The 4,562-nt window shown below is 62.7% G+C and carries 4 protein-coding genes; all 4 read right to left on the reverse strand.

Features of this window, described 5'->3' with window-relative positions; all coding sequences use genetic code 11:
- Positions 1-492: nitrogenase component 1 (locus tag HY852_RS00575; protein ID WP_291601638.1), on the reverse strand; the 492-nt coding region annotated here is incomplete at its 3' end.
- 5 nt (positions 493-497) lie between these two features.
- On the reverse strand, positions 498-2,168 hold the full coding sequence (gene nifE / locus HY852_RS00580) for a nitrogenase iron-molybdenum cofactor biosynthesis protein NifE (protein ID WP_291601640.1): 1,671 nt from the start codon (positions 2,166-2,168) through the stop codon (positions 498-500).
- A gap of 124 nt (positions 2,169-2,292) precedes the next feature.
- Positions 2,293-3,852, reverse strand: a complete 1,560-nt coding sequence (nifK, locus tag HY852_RS00585; RefSeq protein ID WP_291601642.1) for a nitrogenase molybdenum-iron protein subunit beta — start codon at positions 3,850-3,852, stop codon at positions 2,293-2,295.
- A 75-nt stretch (positions 3,853-3,927) separates the two neighbouring features.
- Positions 3,928-4,562: nitrogenase component 1 (locus HY852_RS00590; RefSeq protein ID WP_291601644.1), on the reverse strand; the 635-nt coding region annotated here is incomplete at its 5' end.

Raw genomic sequence — 4,562 nt, forward strand, 5'->3', positions numbered from 1 at the left:
GTTCGCCTCCCTCGGCTCGACCAGCACCTCGATCATCCGCGCCACCGTCTTCTCCCAGCCGTCCTGAAACGCACCCTTGAAATCGGGCGTCGACACATAGACGAGCGGAAAATCCGCAAGCTGAGGATGTTTCTGGCGGACGAGGCGGATGAAGGCTTCGACGTCGTCGCCCTTTATTTCGGTCACGCCCGTCGAGCAGATGCCGATGATCTCCGGCTTGGTGCGGTTATGGATGTTCAGGATCGCCTGCTCGAGGTTGTCATAGCCGCCGAGCACCGTCGCGACTTCGCTCATCGCGGTAGTCTGCAGCGGCACCGGTTCCTTGAAGTGACGCACGAACAGCGTGAGCCCGAACGAGGTGCAGCCCTGCGAGCCGTGCAGGAGCGGCATCGCCCGACGCAGTCCGAGGAAGGCGTAGGCGCCGCCGAGGGGCTGGCTCATCTTGAGCGGGTTGACCGCGCAGGCCTTCTTGGCAGTGGTGACGACGGCCATCGTAGCTACTCCGCGGCCTGAAGCACGGGCTTGTCGGGTGCGCCCGAGGTTGCGGCGAGAACGTCCTCGATGCGCAACTTGCAGGCACCGCAGCCACCGGAGGCATTGGTGTGCTCCTTGACGCCGTCGACCGTCGTCAGCCCATGGGCCTTTATCGCATCCTCGATCGTACCGAGATCCACCGTCCTGCAGTGACAGATCTTGTTGGCGCGGCGCGCCTGCTCCGGGTTGGCGGCAAGCTCGGCGGCCTGCGCGTCCATCTGCGCGAGCGCTCTTGTCTGCCAGTTGTCGGACTTGCTCTCCCACGGCGCCGGGAGGCGAAGCTGCTCCCACATCGGGTTGAACAGCGCCTTCTCGATCTCCTCCAACAGTTTGACCATACCGACATAGCCCATGTAGGCGTTCCAGCGCTCCTGGTTGATGTCGAGCCATGGCATCGCCGCCTTCAGCGCGACGAATTGTGACTTTCCGCCCGAAAGCATGATGTCCGCTCTCGCGTCCTTGAGCATCTTGTACATCTCGCGCGGCGGCATCTCGTCGATCATGTGGGCGTCCTCGCCCATCAGCTCCTTGATCCGCTCCTTGTCCTCCTTGGTGGACTTCTTCACGGAGGTGCCGGCGATCTCAAGTCCAGCCTCCTGGAGTGCCGCGACTACCGACCACGATTTCACGCCGCCGGTGATCAGCAGGACCTTCTTGCCCGCAAAGCGCGGCTTGAAGCGCTCGATCGCCGCCCAGGCGCGCGCCTCCTCGCGCGCGATCACCGCTTCGGTGCGCGCCAGCATTTCCTCCGGCGCACCGCGCTCGACCAGCAGCCGTGCGATCTCGCGCAGCGAGTCGCTGGTATCGCCGATCCCGTAGAACGAGCCCTCGAAGAACGGGATGCCGTAGCGCTCCTCCATCTTGCGCGCGACGTTGATCATCGCTCGCGAACACACCATCATCGCGGCGCGCGCCCGGTGCGAACGGGCGACCTCGCGATATTTGGCGTCTCCGGAGATACAGGACAGGATGCGAATGCCGAGCTCGTCCAGCAGCGGCTTGACCTGCCAGAGCTCGCCCGAAAGGTTGTATTCGCCGATGATGTTGATGTCGTACGGCGTGGTGTAGTCCGGCTCTTCGGTGCCGATGACGTGCTGCAGCAGCGCCTCGCCGGCAAGCTTGTTGCCGAGATTCTTCGAACCGACGAACCCTGGCGCAATCACCGGAATGACCGGCTTGCCGAACTTGGCCGCAGCGGCCTTGCAGACCGCGTTGATGTCGTCGCCGATCATGGCGGGGATGCAGGTCTGGTAGACGAAGATCGCCGGCGGATCGTATTTTGCGATGATCTCGCGGATCGCCTTGTAGAGTCGCTTCTCGCCGCCGAACACGATGTCAGTTTCGTTCATGTCGGTGGTAAAGCCGGTCCGCCACAGGTTGGAGCCGGAGGAGACCGAGCTGCGGTTGTCCCAGGAATTTCCCTCGCAGGCGATCGGCCCGTGGACGAGATGGGCGACGTCCGTGAACGGCTGCAGCGCGATCTTGGCGCCGTCGAAGGCGCAGCCGCCGGCGGCCCCGCCCGGCTGCAGTTGCTTGGTGCAACCCTTCTTGCGCTCTCCTTGCGTCTTGTTGACGTTCTTGGCGCAGCCCGGCTCGTTGAAGACATCCTGGATGGTGGCCGACAGTGAACTCATTGTTTGCCTCCTCTCCACGGACCCCGAACTCTGGTTCGGGCAACGACGGTTGCCGGGCTGATCTCTTCGCCGCTCTCCCCGTCGCCGGCTCCGTTTGTCGAGACCGGCGACCGGTGCGCTTGCATCAGCGGATGATGTCGAAGCTGTAGTCGGTCTTGCCCGGGATGTTTGTATTCCTGTCCATCTCGTCGAAGATCTTGTCGAGAACCTTCACCAGCACGTTCATCCCGCCCTGATATCCCCACACCGGGTAACGGTGATGGTGATGACGATCGAAGATCGGAAAGCCAATGCGGATCAGCGGTGTGCCGGTGTCGCGCTCCAGATACTTGCCGTAGGTGTTGCCGATCAGGAAATCGACCGGCTCGGTGAACAGCAGCGAACGCATGTGCCACAGATCCTTGCCCGGATAGACGTTGCAGTTCGCCCCGTAGGGCGAGCTGGCGAACAGCGCCTTCATCTTCCCTTCCCAGGCCTTGTTGCCGTTGGTCGACAGCACGTGGATCGGCTCGGCGCCGAGTTCGAGCAGGAAGGCGGCGAGCCCGTAGCACAGGTCCGGATCGCCGTAGATCGCGAACTTCTTGCCGTGGATATGCGCGCTGGAGTCGGCCATGGCGTCGACCAGGCGTCCGCGCTCGCGCTCGAGCGCCTCCGGGATCGGCTTGCCGGAAATGCGCGACAGCGCCATCAGGAACTCGTCGGTGGCGGAAACGCCGACCGGATGGTTGAACGCGACGACTTCCTGGCCGTGACCGGCAATGAAGGGCAATGTCTTTTCCGTGCAGTATTGCTGCATGGAGATCGTCGCCTTGGCGTGGATCGCATTGGCGGCGTCTTCCAGACTGGTGCCGCCGTCATACATACGGAACTCGCCGTCGGTCGGCGTGTCGAACACGTCGCTGTTGTCGGACAGGATCGTGTATTCGATCCCCATCAGGGCGAAGATGCGCTTGATCTCGCGGATGTTGCCGACGGTGTAGCCGTCGAAGCCCCCGATGAAGTTGATCTTGTCGTTCGGCTTGCGCTCGAGCTTCGGCGCGGTCGCGGCCTTGCCGTCCCAGAAGTGTTCGAGGATGCCCTTCAGCGCGTTGTCATAGCCGGTGACATGACTGCCGACGAAGGCGGGCGTGTGGGCGAAGGGAACGTCGAACTCCGCCGGCAGCGAGCCCTTCTCCTTGGACGTCTTGATGAAAGCGTTGAGGTCGTCGCCGATGACCTCTGCCATGCAGGTCGTGGAGACCGCGATCATCTTCGGCTTGTACATGTTGTAGCTGTTGGCCAGCCCGTCGATCATGTTGTTCAGGCCGCCGAACACCGCGGCGTCCTCGGTCATGGACGAGGAGACGCAGGAGGCCGGCTCCTTGAAGTGGCGCGACAAATGACTGCGATAATAGGCGACACACCCCTGCGAGCCGTGCACGAAGGGCAGCGTGCCCTCGAAGCCGACCGAAGCGAACACGGCGCCCAGCGGCTGACAGGCCTTCGCCGGGTTGATGCTGAGCGTTTCGCGCGCAAAGTTCTTTTCGCGATATTCCGGCGTCTTGGTCCATTCGCGGATTCGCTCGACTTCGGCGGGATCGCGCTGGTTCTCGAACATCTTCCTCTTGTTCGCCAGCATGTCCTGGTATTCCGGACCGCGGAACAGCTCGAAGTGATCGAGCACGTGTTCGGCATTCTGTGTCATCGTGCACCCTTTCAAATATCGTATTCGATCGCCGATCGCCGCTCCGCCCGCATGGGCGGAGCCGGACTGGCCCTGCTATTCCGCCGCCATCAGGTTCGGCCGCGGGGCATCCTTCCAGGGCGCCTTGGTCTTCTTCCAGATCGGGGAGTTGATCGCCATGTCCATGTCGCGTGCGAAGATCGCGAACCCGTCATAGCCGTGATACGGGCCGGAATAGTCCCAGGAGTGCATCTGCCGGAACGGCACACCCATCTTCTGGAAGATGTACTTCTCCTTGATGCCGGAGCCGACGAGGTCGGGCTGGACCTTCTCGACGAAGCGTTCGAACTCGTAGCCGGTGACGTCGTCGTAGATCAGCGTGCCGTCCTTGACGTAGTGCTGGGCCGTGCGCTGATAGTCGTCGTTGTGGCCGAACTCGTAGCCGGTGCCGACCACCTCCATGCCGAGGTCCTCATAGGCGCCGATCACGTGACGCGGGCGGAGGCCGCCGACGAACAGCATCACCGTCTTGCCTTCGAGGCGAGGCCGGTACTTCGCGATCACCGCGTCCATCAGCGGCTGGTACTTGGCGATGACGCGCTCGGCGCCTTCCTTGATCTTGTCGTCGAAATAGCTGGCGATCTTGCGCAACGATTCCACGATCTTGGTCGGGCCGAAGAAGTTGTACTCGCACCACGGAATATCGAACTTCTCCTCCATGTGCCGCGAGA

The sequence above is a fragment of the Bradyrhizobium sp. genome (genome assembly GCF_016213215.1).
GTDB lineage: Bacteria > Pseudomonadota > Alphaproteobacteria > Rhizobiales > Xanthobacteraceae > Bradyrhizobium.

Coding starts and splice junctions, on each gene's coding strand:
- nifE (WP_291601640.1), bottom strand. CDS start 2,168: ATGAGTTCACTGTCGGCCACCATCCAGGATGTCTTCAACGAGCCGGGC.
- nifK (WP_291601642.1), bottom strand. CDS start 3,852: ATGACACAGAATGCCGAACACGTGCTCGATCACTTCGAGCTGTTCCGC.